Origin of the sequence: Burkholderia sp. LA-2-3-30-S1-D2, from assembly GCF_001523915.2 — a bacterium.
Classification (GTDB): domain Bacteria; phylum Pseudomonadota; class Gammaproteobacteria; order Burkholderiales; family Burkholderiaceae; genus Burkholderia; species Burkholderia diffusa.
This window is the reverse complement of the sequence record NZ_CP013385.1, coordinates 610,735-629,582: the sequence shown is the minus strand read 5'-3', so window position 1 is coordinate 629,582 and position 18,848 is coordinate 610,735. Positions and strand designations below refer to the sequence as shown.

15 protein-coding genes and 1 pseudogene are annotated in these 18,848 nt (G+C 66.8%); 10 read left to right on the top strand and 6 right to left on the bottom strand.

Translation table 11 applies throughout. The annotated features are described in order from the left end of the window. Positions 1 to 405: 405 nt before the first annotated feature. Positions 406 to 1,797 (bottom strand): aminotransferase-like domain-containing protein, encoded by a 1,392-nt coding sequence (locus tag WS66_RS31910; RefSeq protein ID WP_059599616.1) that lies wholly within the window; start codon positions 1,795 to 1,797, stop codon positions 406 to 408. Positions 1,798 to 2,178: 381 nt separating this feature from the next. Between WS66_RS31910 and WS66_RS31905 the strand changes: the two genes are divergently transcribed. From WS66_RS31905 to scpA, 10 genes are read left to right on the top strand one after another with little or no spacing between them, the layout of a single operon-like run. Further along, the gene (locus tag WS66_RS31905; RefSeq protein ID WP_059599615.1) at positions 2,179 to 2,661 is read left to right on the top strand and encodes an MSMEG_0572/Sll0783 family nitrogen starvation response protein; all 483 of its coding nucleotides are present in this window, start codon (positions 2,179 to 2,181) and stop codon (positions 2,659 to 2,661) included. A gap of 19 nt (positions 2,662 to 2,680) precedes the next feature. Next, on the top strand, positions 2,681 to 3,703 hold the full coding sequence (locus tag WS66_RS31900) for a Nit6803 family nitrilase (protein WP_059599702.1): 1,023 nt from the start codon (positions 2,681 to 2,683) through the stop codon (positions 3,701 to 3,703). After that, complete coding sequence (locus WS66_RS31895) at positions 3,696 to 4,766, top strand: MSMEG_0568 family radical SAM protein (protein ID WP_059599701.1); 1,071 nt, start codon at positions 3,696 to 3,698, stop codon at positions 4,764 to 4,766. Before WS66_RS31900 ends, WS66_RS31895 begins: the two co-directional genes overlap by 8 nt. A 2-nt stretch (positions 4,767 to 4,768) precedes the next feature. Further along, positions 4,769 to 5,329 (top strand): MSMEG_0567/Sll0786 family nitrogen starvation N-acetyltransferase, encoded by a 561-nt coding sequence (locus WS66_RS31890; RefSeq protein ID WP_059599614.1) that lies wholly within the window; start codon positions 4,769 to 4,771, stop codon positions 5,327 to 5,329. After that, the gene (locus tag WS66_RS31885; RefSeq protein WP_059599613.1) at positions 5,326 to 6,312 is read left to right on the top strand and encodes a sll0787 family AIR synthase-like protein; all 987 of its coding nucleotides are present in this window, start codon (positions 5,326 to 5,328) and stop codon (positions 6,310 to 6,312) included. Before WS66_RS31890 ends, WS66_RS31885 begins: the two co-directional genes overlap by 4 nt. Further along, the gene (locus WS66_RS31880; protein ID WP_059599612.1) at positions 6,309 to 7,493 is read left to right on the top strand and encodes an MSMEG_0565 family glycosyltransferase; all 1,185 of its coding nucleotides are present in this window, start codon (positions 6,309 to 6,311) and stop codon (positions 7,491 to 7,493) included. The genes WS66_RS31885 and WS66_RS31880 overlap by 4 nt, the downstream gene beginning before the upstream one ends. Before the next feature lie 9 nt (positions 7,494 to 7,502). Beyond that, on the top strand, positions 7,503 to 7,787 hold the full coding sequence (locus WS66_RS31875) for an MSMEG_0570 family nitrogen starvation response protein (protein WP_059599611.1): 285 nt from the start codon (positions 7,503 to 7,505) through the stop codon (positions 7,785 to 7,787). 56 nt (positions 7,788 to 7,843) lie between these two features. Next, positions 7,844 to 9,145, top strand: a complete 1,302-nt coding sequence (locus WS66_RS31870) for an MSMEG_0569 family flavin-dependent oxidoreductase (RefSeq protein ID WP_059599610.1) — start codon at positions 7,844 to 7,846, stop codon at positions 9,143 to 9,145. Between the two features lie 5 nt (positions 9,146 to 9,150). Then, entirely contained in the window at positions 9,151 to 9,984 is an 834-nt protein-coding gene (locus WS66_RS31865; RefSeq protein ID WP_059599700.1) for a Pnap_2097 family protein, read from the top strand. Next, entirely contained in the window at positions 9,981 to 12,122 is a 2,142-nt protein-coding gene (scpA, locus tag WS66_RS31860; protein ID WP_059599609.1) for a methylmalonyl-CoA mutase, read from the top strand. The genes WS66_RS31865 and scpA overlap by 4 nt, the downstream gene beginning before the upstream one ends. Before the next feature lie 64 nt (positions 12,123 to 12,186). Here scpA and WS66_RS31855 read toward each other — a convergent pair. The 5 genes and pseudogenes from WS66_RS31855 to WS66_RS31835 form a co-directional block, all read right to left on the bottom strand. Beyond that, positions 12,187 to 12,627 (bottom strand): annotated as a pseudogene (locus tag WS66_RS31855) (acetate--CoA ligase family protein); the annotation flags it as partial. Positions 12,628 to 12,835: 208 nt separating this feature from the next. After that, entirely contained in the window at positions 12,836 to 14,794 is a 1,959-nt protein-coding gene (locus WS66_RS31850) for a phosphatase PAP2 family protein (protein ID WP_059599607.1), read from the bottom strand. Between the two features lie 236 nt (positions 14,795 to 15,030). Then, on the bottom strand, positions 15,031 to 16,551 hold the full coding sequence (locus tag WS66_RS31845) for a sensor domain-containing diguanylate cyclase (RefSeq protein ID WP_059599605.1): 1,521 nt from the start codon (positions 16,549 to 16,551) through the stop codon (positions 15,031 to 15,033). Positions 16,552 to 16,754: 203 nt separating this feature from the next. Next, positions 16,755 to 18,227 carry an NAD-dependent succinate-semialdehyde dehydrogenase gene (locus tag WS66_RS31840; RefSeq protein ID WP_059599603.1) on the bottom strand — a complete coding sequence of 491 codons (1,473 nt, stop codon included), beginning with the start codon at positions 18,225 to 18,227 and terminating at the stop codon, positions 16,755 to 16,757. 108 nt (positions 18,228 to 18,335) lie between these two features. Further along, on the bottom strand, positions 18,336 to 18,827 hold the full coding sequence (locus WS66_RS31835; protein WP_006749694.1) for an Lrp/AsnC family transcriptional regulator: 492 nt from the start codon (positions 18,825 to 18,827) through the stop codon (positions 18,336 to 18,338). Positions 18,828 to 18,848 lie beyond the last annotated feature (21 nt).

The following is an 18,848-nucleotide window of genomic DNA, read 5'->3' as shown; positions in this document are numbered from 1 at the left end:
GTTCCGTACGGGTTTCGGCGGCTTGCGTTCCCAATCACCACGCCCATTGCCCCCAATTGGACGCCACCGTACGCCGCGGGAGGGGGCGTCCATACCATTTCCCTCAAGAGCTGTAGCCTCCACAAAACTCGGGGCGGCACACTCGAACCGGATTCGGTGATCTCCTGAACCATCTCATGTCGATGCGCGAAAGTGCGTCGGGCATTCTTATGCGTGTTCATCCGGCTGGGTTCCTGGAAGGTTGAGTGTTTGACGACTTCCAGGAACCCAGACTCAGTTCGGATGAACCATCGATACAACCTATTGAAGCTTCCCAGCTAGCAGGGACATGCGGCGCATTGGGGCGACACGTTGACCTGCCGCACGGCGTCCGGTTCGTGCGATCCATCCGCGACCCCGGCGCCGCTACATCGCCGCACTGTAAAGATGATGTGCGTCGGCCAGTGCGTCGGCGACGAGTTGCAAGCCATCCCGACACCGCTCCCGATCCTGCGGCCCGCCAAGGCAGATGCGAATCGCCGCCGGTGGGTCGCCGTCCGTCGAAAATGCCGCGCTTGCCACGGCGGCGACGCTCCGACTCCGCAGATATTGCGCCAGGTCCGGCGCAGTCCACTGGCACTCGCGGGGAATCGGCAACCAGAGATGGAAACCGTCGGGATGCGCTTCGAAAGGCCATGCGCCGAGAACGCGGCTAGCGATCGCCTGCCGCGAATGCGCCTCGGATCGGATTGCGGCCAGCATCTCGCTTGCCGTGCCGTCATTGATCCACTGGGTAGACAGCAGCATCGTGAACGGGCTCGGCATCACGGTCGTGGCGCGCAATGCACCGGCGATACGCTGTGCTTCGCGCGCCGTCGGCGCCAGCAGGTAAGCGATTCGCAGCCCGGCGCCGAGGTTCTTCGACATGCCGGTGACGTAATAGGTCAGTTCGGGTGCCAACAACGCCAGGGGGGGCGGTGCGCTCTGTGGCAGCATCGCATAGGCGTCGTCCTCGATGATGGGCACGCTGTAGCGCATCGCGATATCGGCCAGCGCTTCGCGGCGCCTGAACGGTATCGTGAGCGTGCTCGGATTCTGCAGGGTCGGGTTGCAGTACAGCGCCGCGGGCTGTCCGCTTCTGCAAAGCGATTCGAATGCGTGCGGCAACGGACCGTCGTCGTCCCGAGGCAGCGGCTGCAACTGCACGCCCAATTGCGATGCGATGGCCTTGATGCCGGGGTAAGCGAGTGAATCGAGACATATCGAGTCGCCGCGGCGCGCAAGCCGGGAGACGAGCGCGACGAGGGCGCTATGGATCCCCGGGCACACGAGCACGGTATCGCCGCTGCAGCCGGGCAGGCGATTGGCCAGCCATGCGCGGCCGGCGGCGCGATCCGCCGGTGTGCCGCCGAAATCCTGGTATCGCATCAGTTGGTAAGGATCCGCTGCGGCGAATAATGCCGCTGCCGATTGTTGCAGCCGGCCGACCATCTCGGCCGGTTCAGGGGGCATGTTCATCGACATCTCGACGCTGCTGCCGCCCGACAGCGGGACCGTTTGCGTTGGGCCGCGCACAAACGTACCGCTTCCTGCCCGTGTATCGAGCAAGCCGCGTCGGCGGGCTTCCGCATAAGCACGGGCGACCGTCGTGTAGTTCAGGTTCAGCGCACCGGCGAGATCGCGCAGCCCGGGCAGGCGGTCGCGCGGTTTCAGCCGGCCGGCCGCGAGGTCTTCCTCGATGAGGTCGGGGATCAGCAGATAGGCCGGCTTCCTGCTTTCCAACAAGCGCTTCGACCAATGATGGATTGCGTAATCCATACCCGTTTCCATTTGACGATTCATCAAAACGTTAGCATGGCGCATTAATCGAAAATATATATATCGCCACGTCGAAGCCGACTGATTGCATTGATCGCATCGTGTATCGGATTGATGCATCGATGCACGCTAGACGCGCACCGGTTCACGCGCGCTGCATCAGTCAGGTGCGCCGTTCGGCCCGGACAGGCCTGTTCCAGTTGGATCCGAATTGGGGCACGCAAGGATCGGACCGACTGCAGCGGCATTTTTCGATTGAATGATTGGAGAGTGATTGCATCGGGTCTGCGCCTGGTTGGCATATGCGTTGCGTTAATGAGCTCGCCCGGATTCGAAAGCGTCCGGGAACCTCACTCAACTCATTTTCAGACGGAGCGTGCCATGCCCGCAGTCAATCAGCCTCTGCACAAGAAGGGAGATTTCCTCGTCGACTACGAGGAAAAAGTATTCGAAGACGTCAAGGCGGAACCGGGCGAGAAGGCGCTCGTGACGTTCCACACGGTTGCGTTCGAGGGATCGATCGGCTTCGTGAACCTCCTGCAGGCGACGCGCCTGCAGCGCAAGGGGTTCGAGACGTCGGTGCTGCTCTACGGCCCCGGCGTGACGCTCGGCCTGCAACGCGGGTTTCCGACCCTGGGCGACGAGGCATTTCCCGGTCACCTGAACTTCAACAAGCAGCTCGTCAAGTTCATGGAAGAAGGCGGGAAAGTCTATGCGTGCCGCTTTGCGCTGCAGGCGCTTTACGGGCATGGCGAAGCGTCGCTGATCGAGGGCATTCGACCGATCAATCCGCTCGACGTGCTGGATATCCAGCTGCTTCACCGCAAGGAGAACGCGCTGATCATCCACACCTGGACCGTTTGACCAAATGACGGGTGCCATCATGTCCGACAAACGCATCGTCCGGGCGGCAGCCGTCCAGATCGCACCCGATCTGGACCGCGCCGGCGGCACGCTCGACAAGGTCTGCGCGGCGATCGACGAGGCCGCCGGCAAGGGTGTCCAGCTGATCGTCTTTCCCGAAACATTCGTGCCGTACTACCCGTACTTCTCGTTCGTGCGGACGCCGGTCGCGTCCGGCGCCGATCACATGCGGCTCTACGAGCAGGCCGTGGCGGTGCCGGGCCCCGTGACGCATGCGGTTGCCGAGCGTGCGCGCCTGCACGGGATGGTGGTCGTGCTCGGCGTGAACGAGCGCGACCACGGCAGCCTGTACAACACGCAGCTGATCTTCGACGTCGACGGGCGCCTCGCGGTGAAGCGCCGCAAGATCACGCCGACGTTCCACGAGCGGATGATCTGGGGACAGGGGGACGCTGCCGGACTCAAGGTTGCGCAGACCGGTGTCGGACGGGTCGGTGCGCTCGCGTGCTGGGAGCACTACAACCCGCTCGCCCGTTATGCGTTGATGACGCAGCACGAGGAAATTCATTGCAGCCAGTTCCCCGGTTCGCTGGTCGGCCCGATCTTCGCGGAACAGATCGAGGTCACGATCCGCCACCACGCGCTGGAGTCCGGGTGCTTTGTCGTCAATGCGACCGGTTGGCTGACGGACGCCCAGATCGAGTCGATCACGGGCGATCCTAATCTTCAGAAAGCCCTGCGCGGCGGATGCAATACCGCGATCGTGTCACCGGAGGGGCAGCATCTGGCCGAGCCCTTGCGGGCCGGCGAAGGGATGGTGATCGCCGACCTGGACATGTCGCTGATCACCAAGCGCAAGCGAATGATGGATTCGGTCGGCCACTATGCGCGGCCGGAGCTGCTGAGTCTTGCCATCAACGATCGGCCGGCGACGACGGTGACCCCGATGGGGATCAGCGGGTCGGCCGCACGCGACTTCGAGGGACATTGCCATGAGCGCGAACGCGAAACCGTCGGTGCAGAGCCGGCAATTGATGACTGAATTGCAGTCGGTGGGGCTGCGCCTCGCGGATCCGAGGGTTGGCGCCGCGAGCCGGCGCGGCGGCGCCGGACCATCCGATCACAAGGCCGTGACGGTCGACGGCGTGACCATCATGGTGCCCGTGCACACGAGCACCGCGTGGGATTCGCCGTTCGTCGCGGCGGCGCCCGATGCGGCGGGTGTCAGCCTGCTCTCGCGCGGCACCATCCCGATCGCGAGCATCAGCTTTCCGTCGAGCCCGCGCTTCTACGCGTTGCAGACGCTGGAGGGCGTGCCGTACTCGCACATCGCGACGCTGCATGGTGCCGATGTGCTTGCGACCACGGTGTTGCAGACCTGCATTCGCTACGAGAGCCGGCGCAAGACCTGCCAGTTCTGCTCGATCGGCCAGTCGCTTGCGGCTGGCCGGACGATCGCACGCAAGACGCCCGAACAACTCGCCGAGGTTGCGCGCGCTGCGGTCCTGCTCGACGGCGTCAAGCACATGGTGCTGACGACCGGCACACCGCCGACGCCGGATCGCGGTGCGCGCGTGCTGTGCGAAAGCGCGTTCGCGATCAGGGCCGCGGTCGATCTTCCGATCCAGGCCCAATGCGAGCCGCCCGACGACGACGCCTGGTTCGACCGGATGAAGGCTAGCGGGATCGATACGCTGGGCATGCATCTGGAGGCCGTGACGCCGGCCGTGCGCGAACGAATCATGCCCGGCAAGGCAAGCGTGCCGCTGTCCCGGTATATGGCGGCATTCCGCGCGGCCGTCGCGGTGTTCGGCCGCGGACAGGTCAGCACTTACATCCTCGCCGGGCTCGGCGACAGCGCGACCGCGATTCTCGACATGTCGCGCGAACTGATCGCGTTGGGCGTGTATCCGTTCGTGGTGCCGTTCGTCCCGATCAGCGGCACGCCGCTGGAGAGTCATCCCGCGCCGTCGCCGGACTTCATGCGGGCGGTGCTCGAACCGCTCGGCGCCATGCTGCGCGACGCCGGCATGCGCTCCGCCGACATCAAGGCAGGCTGCGGAAAGTGCGGCGCCTGCTCGTCGCTTTCGACCTACGAGGGGTGAGCATGTACTGCGCAGAGATGGGACTGGCCGACAGCCGCGACACCTACCGGCCTGCCGAATACCGGATCAAATGGGCGGAGCTTCCGTGGGAAATCGATGAAGCGTACAAGCTGCGCCGGGCGGTGTTCTGCATCGAGCAGGGGATCTTCGCCGGCGACGATCGCGACGATATCGATCGCCACGCGCAATTGCTGGTCGCGGTCAGCTGCTGCGCCGGGCTGCCGGAGCAGGTGGTCGGCACGGTGCGGATTCATGAAACCGTGCCCGGAACCTGGATGGGTTCGCGGCTCGCGGTGCATCCCGCGTTTCGCAGGCAGGGCCGGATCGGCTCGATGCTGATCGCGCTGGCCGTCAGCAGCGCGCATGCCGAAGGTTGCCGGACCTTCGTCGCACACGTGCAAGCGCAGAACGTGCCGCTGTTTCGTCGGCTTCACTGGGACGCGCTCGGCGAAGAAACGTTGTTCGGACGTCCTCATCAACTGATGCAGGCGCAGCTTGCGCACTATCCGCCGTGCGGCACGCCGTTCGAGGGTTTTGTCCTGCGCTCGGAGGGGCGGCAATGAGTGTCGAAGATCGCATCGCAACGCTGCGCGCAAGCCGCGGCTTCCAGCACAAGCACGACATCTCCGGCGTGGTGGCGTCGCTCGCGGCGGCATTGCCGAACGGCGAACGGGATCTCGCACAGGCCGTTGCACTCGGCGACGACTGCGCGGCGATTCCCGACGCGGACGGCTACCTGCTATTTGCGATCGAGGGCATGGTCGGCGACTTCGTCGAGTCGATGCCGTGGTTCGCCGGTTACAGCGGTGTGATGGCGAACGTCAGCGACATCTACGCGATGGGTGGGCGGCCGATCGCCGTCGTCGACGCATTGTGGAGCGACGGAATCGACGCCGCGCGCCCGGTGCTCGCCGGGATGGCCGCGGCGGCGTCGGCGTATGGCGTGCCGATCGTCGGCGGCCACAGCAACACGCGCAGCGCGCAGGGGCAACTGGCCGTATCGATCGTCGGCCGGGCGCGCGCGCTGCTGTCGAGCTTCAGCGCGCGGCCGGGCGATCGCCTGATGATGGCGGTCGACCTGCGCGGCGCATTCGAGGAGCCGTATCCGTTCTGGAATGCGTCGGTCGCCGCGCCGCCGGCCCGGCTGCGTGGCGATCTCGAGATTCTGCCGACGTTGGCTGAAGACGGGCTGTGCGATGCCGCGAAGGATATCTCGATGGCGGGCGTGCTCGGTACGGCGCTGATGCTCGTCGAATGCTCGCGCGTCGGTGCGCGCATCGAGCTCGACGCGATTCCGCGTCCGCCCGGCGTCGACTTCGATCGCTGGCTGACGGCCTTTCCGAGCTACGGATTCCTGATGTCGGCCCGGCCGGCGCATGCCGACGCGATCGCGGAACGCTTCGCGGCGCGCGGGCTCGCGTGCGCCGTGATCGGCGATATCGATGCAACGCGTGAGGTCGTCGTCGAAGAAGCGGGCGAAACCGCGATGCTGTGGGATTTCCGGATCGAACCGTTCATGACCGGCGTCGGCGGAGGTGTGCGATGAGCGGCGATACGTTGCGCATAGCGCTGCTTACCCACTCGGTCAATCCGCGCGGCGGTGTCGTGCACGCACTTGAACTCGCCCGTGCGCTGCACGAAACGGGAAGCAACGTCACCGTGTTCGCGCCGGCCGCGCCGGGCGAGGCGATGTTCCGCGAGGTCCCGTGCCGCGTCGTGCTGGCACGCGTCGATGGCCATCCGCGCAGCGTCGCTGAAATGGTGCGCGCGCGAATTTCCGCGATCAAGCACACCTTGCTGGAGCACGACGCAAGCGGGTTCGACGTTCTGCATGCACAGGACAGCATCACGGGCAATGCACTGGCCGAGCTGAAGCAGTCAGGGGCAATCGATGGATTCGTACGGACCGTACATCACCTCGACGTATTCGACGACCCGCAGCTCGAACGCTGGCAGGAGCGCGCGTGGCGAGAGGCGGATCAGGTGCTGTGCGTGAGCGCCGCCTGGGCGGCCACGATGCGGAACACGTTCGGGGTCGACGCAAGCGTCGTGTCCAACGGCGTGAACGTCGCCCGGTTCGCTCGTGCGCACCAGGCGGACATGCAGGTGGTGCGGCAGCGATTCGGCCTGCACGGCGCGCCGGTTGTCCTGGCGATCGGCGGGATCGAGCAGCGGAAAAACTCGATTGCGTTGCTCGAGGCGTTCGCACGGCTGCGCGACACGATACCCGAGGCACGGCTCGTGATCGGGGGCGGCGCGAGTCTGCTCGATCACGATGCATATGCGCGCCGTTTCGTCGCGCGCGCCGCCGCGCTCGGGCTGGGGATCGGTGTCGACGAACCCGTCGTACCGACGGGGCCGCTGGACGACGCGGCGCTGATCGCGCTGATGCACTGCGCCGACGTGGTGTCGATGGTGTCGATCCGGGAGGGGTTCGGTCTGGTCGTCCTCGAGGGGCTCGCCTGCGGAAAGCCCGTCGTCGTGTCGGAAATCGCCCCCTTTACCGAGTATCTGGACGAGCGCGCGTGCATCTGGGCCGATCCCGACGACGTGGATTCGATCGCCTACGCGCTGTGCGATGCGCTCACGGGGCGGCGTGCTCCGGATTTTGCACATGCCGTCCCCGCGCTGCTGAACCGCTTCACATGGGAAGCGAGTGCGCGCAAGCATCTGGACATCTACCAGGACAGGCTGGCGCAGCGTGCGCAAGCATCGTCCGCCGAGTGAGGAGGAATCATGCCGGTCATGCATTTTCGGGTTCGTTGGCCCGACCAGTCGGAAACCAATTGCTATTCGCCTTCAACCGTCGTGTCGGAATTCTTTGCGCCCGACACGCAATACGCGCTTGACGATTTCGTCGAGCGGGCCCGCCGCGCGCTGGGTATCGCGTCCGATCGCGTACGCGAAAAATACGGGTTCGCTTGCTCGGCCGCGATGGACGAGCTGGCACGGATTGAAGCGCACGCGGAACGATTTGCGCCGCAGGGAGACGCGACCGTGACCGTCATCGAGCTCGTTTGAGGCGTCCGGCATACGGAAATCCATTGTCGTCTTCAACACACATTCAGGACTGCATCATGTCAAGCGAAAGCATTGTTTCATCCAGCCTCCCGGATATCGATTCCCATCTCGGCGTAGCCGTCATCGGTGGCGGGCAGGCGGGATTGTCGATGAGCTACTACCTGCAGCAGGCAGGCATCGATCATCTCGTATTCGAAAAGGAAACCGTGACACACACGTGGCGCAAGCAGCGCTGGGACGCGTTCTGCCTGGTGACGCCGAACTGGCAGTGCGCGCTGCCGGGCTATCCGTATCGCGGTGCCGATCCGCACGGCTTCATGACGAAGGACGAGATCGTCGAGTATCTCGACGGCTTCATCCGCAGCGTCGATGCACCGGTGCTGGAACACACTGCGGTCGAGCGCGTGGCGCGCGACGCGGACGGACGCTATCGCATCGCGACGTCGCGCGGCACGTACGCGGCGGATCGGGTCGTCGTTGCATCGGGTGGCTACCATCGGCCGATCGTCCCGCGCATGGCCGAGCGGCTTCCTGCATCGATGGTGCAGATCCAGTCTTCGGAATACCGGAATCCGGCCGCCTTGCCGGACGGACCGGTTCTCGTGGTCGGATCTGGACAATCGGGTGCGCAGATCGCGGAAGACCTCCACCTCGCCGGACGAAAGGTGTTCCTCGCGGTGGGCGATGCCCCTCGCTGTGCCCGTTTCTACCGGGGCAGGGACGTCGTCGACTGGCTGGCAGACATGCAGTACTACGACATGCCGGTCGATGCGCATCCGCTGCGTGAAGGTGTGCGCGACAACACCAACCACTATGTGACCGGCCGCGACGGCGGGCGCGACATCGATCTGCGCCGCTTTGCCGTCGAAGGGATGGAACTGTACGGTCGGCTGGAGGATTTCACGGACGGACAGTTGCGATTCTCCGCGGATCTGTCGGCGCGGCTCGACAGCGCGGACGATACGTACAACCGGATCAATGCCGGCATCGACGCCCATATCGAGAAAAACCGGATCGCGGCGCCGCCGGCGACGCGCTACGAACCCGTGTGGCGTCCGGCCGGCGAGCGCACGGCGCTCGATCTCGCGGCCAGCGGCATCGCATCGGTCATCTGGTGCATCGGCTTCACCCCGGATTTCAGCTGGCTGGATGAGCCCGTCTTCAACGGTCGCGGCTATCCCGTGCACCGGCGCGGCGTGACGCCGGTTTCGGGGCTCTACTTCGTCGGGCTGCCCTGGCTGTACACGTGGGGTTCGGGTCGATTCTCCGGAGTTGCGCGCGATGCCGCCCATATCGTCGACCAGATCCAGGTCGAGATAACGGCCGCGCGGTGCTCGGCCGAAAGCCTGGCCGCCTGACGCCGATGCATACCGCCATCCATCGCTATCGGGCCGGCATGCCGCAACTCGCGCACACGGGGCTCGCGGAAAACTGGCTGCTCAAGGAGTGCGGGCAACGCCACTGGGACGCGCTGGCCGCGCATAGCGGCCGCGACGTGCCCGAGTTCTTCGACGATGATGGGCGGCGTGCCTACGCGTCGTTCGTTGCGGTGCGCGTGGACATGAACCGCCGCCAAGCGATTTGCGAGAACGACACGTTCGCGCTTCATGTCGCGCTTCACCGGGTCGGCCCGATTCGCCATTTCAGCGAACAGCGGATCCGGCACGGCAACGAAGAAGCCGGAGTCGTGCGGATGATGTCGACGTTCGTGACGCGCGAACATGCCGGCAGCAACCGTTCGGTGATGAAGGCGCGAATGACCGGCGTCGACGGCCGCACCGGACCGGTCCCGGCCGATGCGCTGTCGATGGCGGAACGGGCGAAGAAGTTGCGGGTGCGGGATTTGTCGATCGTACCGGCGCTCGCCGGCCTCACCGAGGACGACGGCGCAAGCGTCTCGTTCCTGCCGTGCCCGAACATGGATTTCAACGGCGCGGACCTGCTGTACTTCGCCAGCTTCCAGGCATTCGTCGACCGCGCGGAATGGCAGCATTACCGCTTCGCGCACGCACCGGTGCTGGCGGCGCGTCAACTGTACTTTCACGGAAATCTCGACATCGGCGATGCGTTGACCGTGCGTTTCTTGCGTGCCCGACCTGATGCGGGGGGCTTGCTGCACTGGAGCGAAATCGTCCGCGACAGCGACGGGACGAAGATTGCCGACGTGATCACGCAAAAGCACTGGAGCCGGGCATGAACGAAGCGGCAATCATGGAGCCGGGCGCTGACGTGGAGAGCGTCGCGCGGAACGACCGAGGCGCGCGGACGGTGCCGCTGCGCACACTCTACACGCAGCGCGATCTCGAAGCGGTCGCGCATCTCGACGGCATGCCCGGCGCGTGGCCCTATGTGCGCGGGCCGTACGCGTCGATGTATTCCGATCGCCCATGGACGATCCGGCAATACACGGGGCACGCGGACGCGACCGATTCCAATCTCGCGTTTCGCACGGCACTCGAGCAGGGCGCGCAGGGGCTGTCCGTGGCATTCGACCTGGCGACGCAGCGAGGCTACGACTCGGATTGCGCCGACGCGCGGGCCGATGTCGGTGTGGCCGGCGTCGCGATCGATACGGTCGAGGACATGGTGCGACTGTTCGACGGCATCGCGCTCGACCGCACGACCGTGTCGATGACGATGAATGGCGCGGTCCTGCCGATCATGGCGGCGTTCGTCGTGGCCGCCGAGGAGCAGGGTGTGCCGCCCGCCCGGATCGGCGGGACGGTTCAGAACGACATCCTGAAGGAGTACATGGTCCGCAATACGTGGATATTCGAGCCGGCGCCGTCGATGCGGATCGTCGCAGACGTCGCGTTGTGGCTGGCGGAGCACGCCCCGCGCTTCAATGCGCTGTCGGTGTCGGGATATCACTTCCAGGAAGCCGGCGCCGATGCCGTGCTCGAACTCGCGTTGACGCTGTCAAACGCGCGTGCATACGTCGACACGCTGGCCGCACGTGGCATGCCTGCGGATGAAGCGTGCTCCCGTCTGAGCTTTTTCTTCGGCGTGGGCAGTGATTTCTATACGGAAATCGCCAAGCTGCGCGCGGCGCGTCTGCTGTGGGCGGAGATCGCGCATGCGTGCGGCGCGCGTTCGCCCCGGGCGTGCGCACTGCGCATGCATTGCCAGACATCGGGCTGGTCGTTGACGGCTCAGGAGCCGGAAAACAACATCGTTCGCGTGACCGCGCAGGCGATGGCCGCGGCGTTCGGCGGCACGCAGTCGCTTCACACGAATGCGTACGACGAAGCGCTTGCGCTGCCCTCGGCGGCGGCCGCGCGCCTCGCTCGCAACACGCAGCTGATTCTGCAGCATGAAACGGGACTGTGCGACACGGTCGATCCGTGGGCCGGTTCGTACATGATGGAGTCACTGACGGACGGCATCGCGACACGTGTGCGCGCCGAGCTGGCTGCCATCGACGCGCAGGGCGGCGTGATCGCCGCGATCGAGTCCGGCTGGGTCAAACGGCGCTTGCTGCGTGCCGCGGCCGCGACGCAGGCGCAGGTCGATTCCGGGCGCCGGACCGTGGTCGGCGTGAACCGTTTCGTCGCGAGCGATCCGACGGACGCGTTCATGGTACGCGAGGTCGACGGCCGTCATGTTCGGGCCGGGCAGGAACGGCGAATCGCAGCCGTCAAGGCCGCGCGCGATCCGGTGCGGGTTGCGACGGCGTTGCGGCGGCTGGCCGATGCGGCGCGCGACGGCACCGGAAACCTGCTCGCACTGGCGATCGACTGCATGCGGGCACGTGCGACCGTCGGGGAGTGTACGCGCGCGCTCGAATTGGTATGGCCGCGGCACGCCGCAGCGGTGGAAGCGGACGGCGAGGGTGTCTACGGCGACCATCGGCAAGGCGACGCCGCATGGCGGGCGGCGAAGGGCCGCGTCGACCGGCTGGCGAAACGGGACGGCCGCCGGCCGCGCATCGTGATCTCCAAGCTCGGCCAGGACGGACACGACCGCGGTGCGGCCGTCGTCGCAGCCGCGCTCGAGGACGCCGGATTCGACGTCGTTCGCCTGCCGCTTTTTCAGCAACCCGCATCCGTGGCGGCAGCAGCGCAGGCGCATGGCGCCGATATCGTCGGCATTTCGTCGTTGTCGGGCGCCCACCTCGAGCTCGTCGAAGAGCTGCTCGACGAACTGGCATCGCATCGCGCCGAGATTCCGGTGGTGTTGGGCGGCATCGTTCCCGCCGCGGATGCGCGACATCTGAAGGCGAAGGGTGTCGCAGCGACTTTCGGGCCCGGCGTATCGCTCGACGCGATCGCCGAAGCGCTTTGCGCATGTATCGAGCGGGCTCGATGCGCACACCCGGCGGACGGCGCGAGCTGACGCGGGACGGCCGGCCGTTCATGCGACAGCGGTTGCGTCGCGCGAACGATCGGCCGCAGCCGCGTCAAGCGAGCACGGCAACGCCGTCGGCCGCTCGCACGCCTTGGCCGGCGTCGAACACGAACAGCGGATTGATCTCGGCTTCGACGAGCCGCTCGCCGAGCTGAAGCGCCATCCGCGAGAACGCCACGAGCGCGGCGGCGAGCGCTTCGACATCGGGCGCGAAGCCGGCCGCGATCTCGACGTCGCAGCGCATGCGCGTGAGACGCCAGCCGATCCCGCCCGCGCTCAGGCCGATCGCCACGCCGCCGACATCGCGCTTGTGCGTGATGCGGTTCGACAGACGCTCGAGCTCGACGCGATCGTCGAAGTCGCGCGCAGCCTGCTCCGCATCCTCGGCGGTGCGGACGATGCGTTCCCGCGCGGGCGGGATGCCGAAGCGCGCGAACAGCGCCCTGGCCTGCGCTTCGTCGAGCGGCCCGGCCGGCAGGTCGGCCAGATCGACCGCAATTGCTTCAACTACATCGATCGCACCAACATCGGCTTCGCGGCGCTGACGATGAACCGCGATATCGGCCTGACCGTCAGTCAGTTCGGCATGGCGGCCGGGCTGTTCCGGAGGGTGCGTGCAATCCACGTGGATGCGGGCACCCATCAGGCGCGGCGCGGCGGAAAGTCCGACGCGATGAACGTCCCGCGCGCACCGCTCCGGATCATGACGCCGACAACCTCATCGACACCCCCGTCGCCGTATAAACCGGCGTCGCCTTGAACCCGTCGACCGTCACGGTCGAGAACTTCGCTGAAGCCGCCGCGCCGTCGATCAGCGCGATCGTGTCGCCGGCCTTCGGCGCATAGCCATTCACGAACTTCACGTGCAGCGTGCCGCCCGCGACCGTAAACGGCCCGCCGACGCGCAGCCGTCCGCCGCCGTTGCCGTCGATGTCGAGCTCGAGCGTCGTGTTGTCGAGCTGCGTGTAGCGTGTCGCGACCGTCACGGGCGACGCGGCCGCGATCCGTACGCTGCCGCCCGAGCCGACATAGACATCACCGGTGCCGAATGCGCTCGCCGATGCAGCGGCGAGCGTGCCGCCACTGACCTGCGTGCCGCCCGTATAGCTGTTGTTGCCGGCGAGCGTCAGCGTGCCGGTGCCTTGCAGCGTCAGCTTGCCGGCGCCGGCGATGTCGTTGCGCCACTGGTCGGCCGCATTGAGCCCGCCCTGGGATGCATCCATCGACACGACGACGTTGCCGCTGAACGCGCCGTAACCGTCGGCCGCGGCGAACAGGTTCAGGCGGCCCCAGCCTTCCGCGTCGTCCATCACCGGATAGCCGGACTGCACTTCGGTGGTCTTCAGCACGACGCGCCGCTGATCCGCGCTCAGATACGGGAAGCGCGTCTGCAGCAGAATTTCCGCGCCCTTCGGCACCACGGGCGGCGCGCCGGTCGATTCGATCGTGCCGAAGCCGAACGTCATGCGGCGCGCGAAGGCCGTCTTGTTCGTCGCGTAATCGGCAAACCGGTCGGTGGTCGGCGTGCCCGAGTGCGCGAAGGCGGCGAACGTCGTATCGGTCGTTCCCGTGAGCTGCTGCAGCGTCTGATGGGCTTGCGCATACGCGGCCTGCGCGTCGCTCGCGTACGCGGTCAGGTTCGCCGCGCTGATCGCGAGCGCGAGCATGCGGCCGCCGATCACGTCGAGCGGCGAGTGCATACCGGCGAGGATTCGGTTTTCGCCGAGTTCGAGGCCGCGGCTGACCATCTCCTGGAAGCGCTCCGGCACGAGCCACGCCATCGTCATCGCGTCGCGCATCGCTTCGGCCGTGTGGCCGCTGATGAAGCCGCCGTCAGTGGCGGGCGCTGTGCTTTCCGCCGGCACGAGCGTCGGCGCGACGACCACGCTCGTGCTCCACCGGTACGGCCGCGCATACTTGTAGAAGCGCTTCGACGGCTCGGTCGACGCGTTGTTGCCCATCTCGTTGAGCAGGTCGACGACCTTGCCGAAGTTCGTGTTCGTGCTGCTGCCGACACCGACGTTGTTGCCGGAATCGTTGTACAGCACCGTCGTCGCGTCGGCGGGCACGCTGGTGATGCTGGTTGTCTGCTGGGCCGCGGTGCGCCATGCGTCGGTGAGCGGCCCCATGCCGTCGGTCACGCTGTAGCCCTTGCCGCGCCGGTCGTCGAAGTAGGCGGCGTCGGCCTGTTGCTGCGTGCGGGCGGTGGTTGCGTTGATCACGTACTGGACATTGGCGTTGAGCACCGTGTCGTTCATGATCGTGCCGCAAGGCGTGCCGCTGCCGGGCAGGCCCGAGCAGGTCGACGGCGAGATCGCCGGAAACGCGCCGTTGGCGGGCGCGCTCACGCCGGCATCGACCAGCATCGTCGCCGGCTGCCACAGGTCGAGGAAGCGGCTCACCACGCGCACGGCGGCGTTGGTCGACAGCGTTGCATAGCGCGCGTCGCCGCGCTGGTTGGTCGCGATGTTGTCGACGAAGGCCGGCACGCTCGGCACGGGCGCGCTGTCGACGAAACCCGGGTCGGCCGGCGGTGCCGGCATGGCCGCGCTGGTCGCGGTGGTCGACGCGACATCGTCGCCGCCGCCGCATGCGGCGAGAACGATCGCACTCGACAGCGCTGCGACGTGCAGCGGGAAACGGCTTCGTGACGCAAACATGCAAGACTCCATCCTGAGTGTTGAAGATGGCGGATTGTCGTGGGCAATCGTGACGCAGCCGTTAAGGATTTGTTTCGGGTCGCGGACGATGCGCCCGAATGTTCACTATGTGGTGAATTCGTGATGCTGAACGTTTGCGGCCGGATCGATTCTGCCGTCGGCCGATGTCCTGCAGCGTGCGGATACGGGCAGGCGGTGCTCGCGCGGGTGCTTGAAGGAGAGCGGAACCGGCACGGTCAAGCCGGTTGAGCCAACGACTTCGCGTCGGCGTGGCACACGCGGTTTCTGCCCTGGCGCTTCGCCGCATAGAGGGCGAGGTCCGCCTGATGCGACAACGCGTGCACGGACCTCGGGTGCGCGCGGTGCCCGGTCGCGCAGCCGATGCTGACCGTGAAAGCCGGAATCGTCGCGTCGAACCCGTCGAGCCCGTTGCGCTCCACGGCGCGGCGAATCGCCTCGGCGACCTGCGCGGCGGCGCCTTCGTCCGTATCGGGCAACACGGCGACGAATTCCTCGCCGCCGTAGCGCGCGGCGAGATCGCCGCGCCGCCGCGTATGCGCACGGATGCATTCGGCGAGAAAGCGCAGCGCGACGTCGCCTTGCGCATGGCCGTACCGGTCGTTGTACTGCTTGAAGTGGTCGGCGTCGATGAACAGCACCGACAGGCTGCCGTCACTGCCGCGCTGCAGCCGCTCCCATTCGTCGGCGAGCGCGGCATCGAGCGCGCGACGGTTGTGCAGGCCCGTGAGCGGATCGGTGCGCGTCAGGTCGGTGAGCAGCGTCTGCTTGCGCAGGTTGTCCCGCAGCGCGAACGCGAGCAGCCACACCACCGCGCAGAACAGCGCACCGATGACGGACGCAGACACACCGACCGTCCACGCGAGGTGCGTGGTGCCGGCCAGCACGTCGCGCTCGGCCGGCGCGACCACGGCGATCAGCGGCGTTCCGGGTACACGCTGGAACGTATAAAGCCGCACGGTGCCGTCGATGCTCGAGCGCGCCGCATAGAAACCCGATTCGCGGCTCACCATCCGTTCGAACGACTTCGAGCGGCGCAGGCGGACCATCTGGTGATCGCTCAACGGCGGGTTGCGCGCGAGGATCGTGCCGTCCGCGCGCAGGATTGCGCTGACGCCGTGCGGCCCGACGTTCAGGCGGGACAGTAGCCGATCGAAGTAGGCGAGGTCGATGGCGACCACCGCGATCCCGTCGAACGTGTGATCCGCCCGCTCGATGCGCCGCGACAGCGCGATCGATTCGGTGTCGCCGCGCGAACGCGCGCGATACGCCTCGGACACGTAGAGGCCGACGTTGTCCGCATCGCGATGGACCTTGAAGTAGTCGCGATCGCTGAAGTCCCAGTTGTGGGTCGGGCTGCAACAGCCGTCGATCAAACGGCCGTAGCGGTCCGTCACGCCCATGCCGGTCACGTATTGCGCGGCCGTGCGCTCGAACAGCACGTCGTGACGCAGCCCGGCGTCCATGCGTGCGACGGCGGGATTGCCGAGATCGATGGCCAGCGCGACGAGCGCATTGTTGGACGTTTCGACGGTGCGCGCGATCTCGCTGACCAGGACGGCCGCGACATTGCGCGACGTCTCGTGCGCATGCTCGACGACTTCGCTTCGCGCGGCCCACAGCGTCGCTGCGCTGATGCCGAACGCCGCGAGCGACATCAGCGTGCCCAGCACACCGACGATCAGATGGTGGCGGCCGGCCCAGTCGGCAATTTTCTCGATCGAAGTGAATGCAGGCATTGCTCGCGTTCGTGCGGGGAGCCGGCTGCGACCGCAGCGGCGCGGGTCAAATCCGGGTTAACGGCACCGTTAACCGGAAATCGAGGCCGACATGCGAAGCGATGACTGCATGGGTGCCGCAAACGTGTGCGGCCGGAGCGCGCCGGTCGCGGCGCGCCGCGCAACGGAACGCAACGGCCGCGGATGCGAGCGGCTGCGCGGGATCAGTCGAGCCCGCCCTGGCACAGATACTTGATCGACAGGTAATCGTCGAGGCCGTAGCGCGAGCCTTCACGGCCGTAGCCCGATTCCTTCACGCCGCCGAACGGCGCGGCTTCGCTCGCAAGCGCGCCCTCGTTGATGCCGACGATGCCCGTTTCGAGCCGTGCCGACACGCGCGCGATGCGGCGCACGTCCTGCGTGTAGAAATACGCGGCAAGCCCGAACGGCGTGTCGTTCGCGGCGTCGACGGCTTCGTCCTCGGTGGCGAACCGAAACAGCGCGGCGACCGGACCGAAGGTTTCCTCGCAGGTCAGCTGCATGTCGGCGGTGGCCTCGGCGAGCACCGTCGGCGCGTAATAGTGCGGCCCGAGTTCGGGCAGGCGCTTGCCGCCCGTGAGCACGCGTGCGCCGCGCTCGATCGCGTCGCCGACGTGGCGCGCGATCTTGTCGATCGCGCGCGCGTTGATCATCGGGCCGATCTGCGCGGCCGGGTCGGTCGCCGGCGCGACCTTCAGCGCGGCGACGCGCGCGGCGAGTTTCGCGGCGAAGGCGTCGTAGACGCCGGCCTGCACGTACACGCGATTCGGCGACACGCAGGTCTGGCCACCGTTACGGAACTTGGCGGCCATCAGCCCGTCGACCGCGGCGTCGAGCTCGGCATCGTCGAACACGATGAACGGTGCATTGCCGCCGAGCTCCAGCGACAGCTTCTTCAGCGTCGCGGCCGATTCGCGCGCGAGCAGCTTGCCGACGGGCGTCGATCCGGTGAACGTGATCTTGCGCACGCGAGCGTCGGCGAGCCAGTCGGCCACCGCATCGATGCCGCGTTCGCGCGATGCCGCGATCATGTTGAGCACGCCCGGCGGCACGCCGGCTTCCTGTGCGAGGAAGGCCAGCGCGAGCGCCGTGAGCGGCGTGTCTTCCGCCGGTTTCGCAACGACCGTGCAGCCGGCCGCGAGCGCGGGTGCGATCTTGCGCGCGATCATCGCGAGCGGAAAATTCCACGGCGTGACCGCGGCGACGATGCCGATCGGCTCCTTGACCGCACTCAGCCGCTTGCCGCGCTGCTGCTGCGGAATCAGGTCGCCATAGGTGCGCGTCGCTTCCTCGGCGAACCACAGCACGTACGACGCACCGTACGCGACTTCGCCGCGCGCTTCGGCGAGCGGCTTGCCTTGTTCGCGCGACATCAGCGCCGCGAGATCGTCGGTGTGCGCGACGATCGCCGCATGCCACGCGCGCAGGATGGCGGCCCGTTCGCGAGCGGGCGTTGCGCGCCATCCGGGCAGCGCGCGCGCTGCCGCGTCGGTCGCGGCGCGCGCGTCGGCGGCGCCGCTGTCGGGTGCGTGGGCAACGATCTCGAGCGTCGCCGGATCGGTGACGTCGAAGCGGCGGCCGTCGAGCGCATCGCGCCAGGTGCCGTCGATCAGGTTGGCGGTGCGAACGAGTTCGGTTCGGGACAGCGTAAGCGGCATGACAGATCCTTGGATGGGGCGATTCGGTGACGACGGCAGCGGCGCGGGCGCGCGACTACCCCGCGCGGACGGCTAGCCGCCGCGTTCGTGGATGCCGCGCGCTGTCCGTCAGTGACGCTCGCCGAACAGCGATTCGAGCGGGTAGTGCCGTTTGACGAACGGCGACTTGATGATGACGTAACTGAAATACTTCTCGATGCCGATGTTCTGCTCGAGCAGCCCTTCGACGATCGTCTGGTAATGGCTCACGCTGCGCGTGATGAACTTCAGCAGATAGTCGTAGCCGCCGCTCGCGAGGTGGCACTCGACGATCTCGTCGACGTTGCGGATCGCCGCGACGAAACGATCGAAGTCCTCGCGCCGGTGGTCGGCCAGCGTGACTTCGGTAAACACGACCTGCACGTCGCCGAGTTTCTCGAGCTGGATGTGCGCGCCGTAGCCGCCGATGTAGCCGGCCTTCTCGAGCCGCTTCACGCGGATCAGGCAAGGACTGGGTGACAGCCCGACCGCATCGGCCAGTTCGACGTTGGTCATGCGGCCGCGCTTTTGCAACTGGGAGAGGATGCGCAGGTCGATGCGATCCAGCTTGCTGTCCGTCATGTTCACGTGAGAGGGAAAAAA

Excerpts from the sequence above, each read along its gene's own strand:
- WS66_RS31865 (WP_059599700.1), top strand. The coding sequence starts at position 9,151 with ATGCATACCGCCATCCATCGCTATCGGGCCGGCATGCCGCAACTCGCG.
- WS66_RS31905 (WP_059599615.1), top strand. The coding sequence starts at position 2,179 with ATGCCCGCAGTCAATCAGCCTCTGCACAAGAAGGGAGATTTCCTCGTC.
- WS66_RS31880 (WP_059599612.1), top strand. The coding sequence starts at position 6,309 with ATGAGCGGCGATACGTTGCGCATAGCGCTGCTTACCCACTCGGTCAAT.
- WS66_RS31885 (WP_059599613.1), top strand. The coding sequence starts at position 5,326 with ATGAGTGTCGAAGATCGCATCGCAACGCTGCGCGCAAGCCGCGGCTTC.
- WS66_RS31890 (WP_059599614.1), top strand. The coding sequence starts at position 4,769 with ATGTACTGCGCAGAGATGGGACTGGCCGACAGCCGCGACACCTACCGG.
- scpA (WP_059599609.1), top strand. The coding sequence starts at position 9,981 with ATGAACGAAGCGGCAATCATGGAGCCGGGCGCTGACGTGGAGAGCGTC.
- WS66_RS31840 (WP_059599603.1), bottom strand. The coding sequence starts at position 18,227 with ATGCCGCTTACGCTGTCCCGAACCGAACTCGTTCGCACCGCCAACCTG.
- WS66_RS31870 (WP_059599610.1), top strand. The coding sequence starts at position 7,844 with ATGTCAAGCGAAAGCATTGTTTCATCCAGCCTCCCGGATATCGATTCC.
- WS66_RS31835 (WP_006749694.1), bottom strand. The coding sequence starts at position 18,827 with ATGACGGACAGCAAGCTGGATCGCATCGACCTGCGCATCCTCTCCCAG.
- WS66_RS31895 (WP_059599701.1), top strand. The coding sequence starts at position 3,696 with ATGACTGAATTGCAGTCGGTGGGGCTGCGCCTCGCGGATCCGAGGGTT.
- WS66_RS31845 (WP_059599605.1), bottom strand. The coding sequence starts at position 16,551 with ATGCCTGCATTCACTTCGATCGAGAAAATTGCCGACTGGGCCGGCCGC.
- WS66_RS31900 (WP_059599702.1), top strand. The coding sequence starts at position 2,681 with ATGTCCGACAAACGCATCGTCCGGGCGGCAGCCGTCCAGATCGCACCC.
- WS66_RS31875 (WP_059599611.1), top strand. The coding sequence starts at position 7,503 with ATGCCGGTCATGCATTTTCGGGTTCGTTGGCCCGACCAGTCGGAAACC.
- WS66_RS31910 (WP_059599616.1), bottom strand. The coding sequence starts at position 1,797 with ATGGATTACGCAATCCATCATTGGTCGAAGCGCTTGTTGGAAAGCAGG.
- WS66_RS31850 (WP_059599607.1), bottom strand. The coding sequence starts at position 14,794 with ATGTTTGCGTCACGAAGCCGTTTCCCGCTGCACGTCGCAGCGCTGTCG.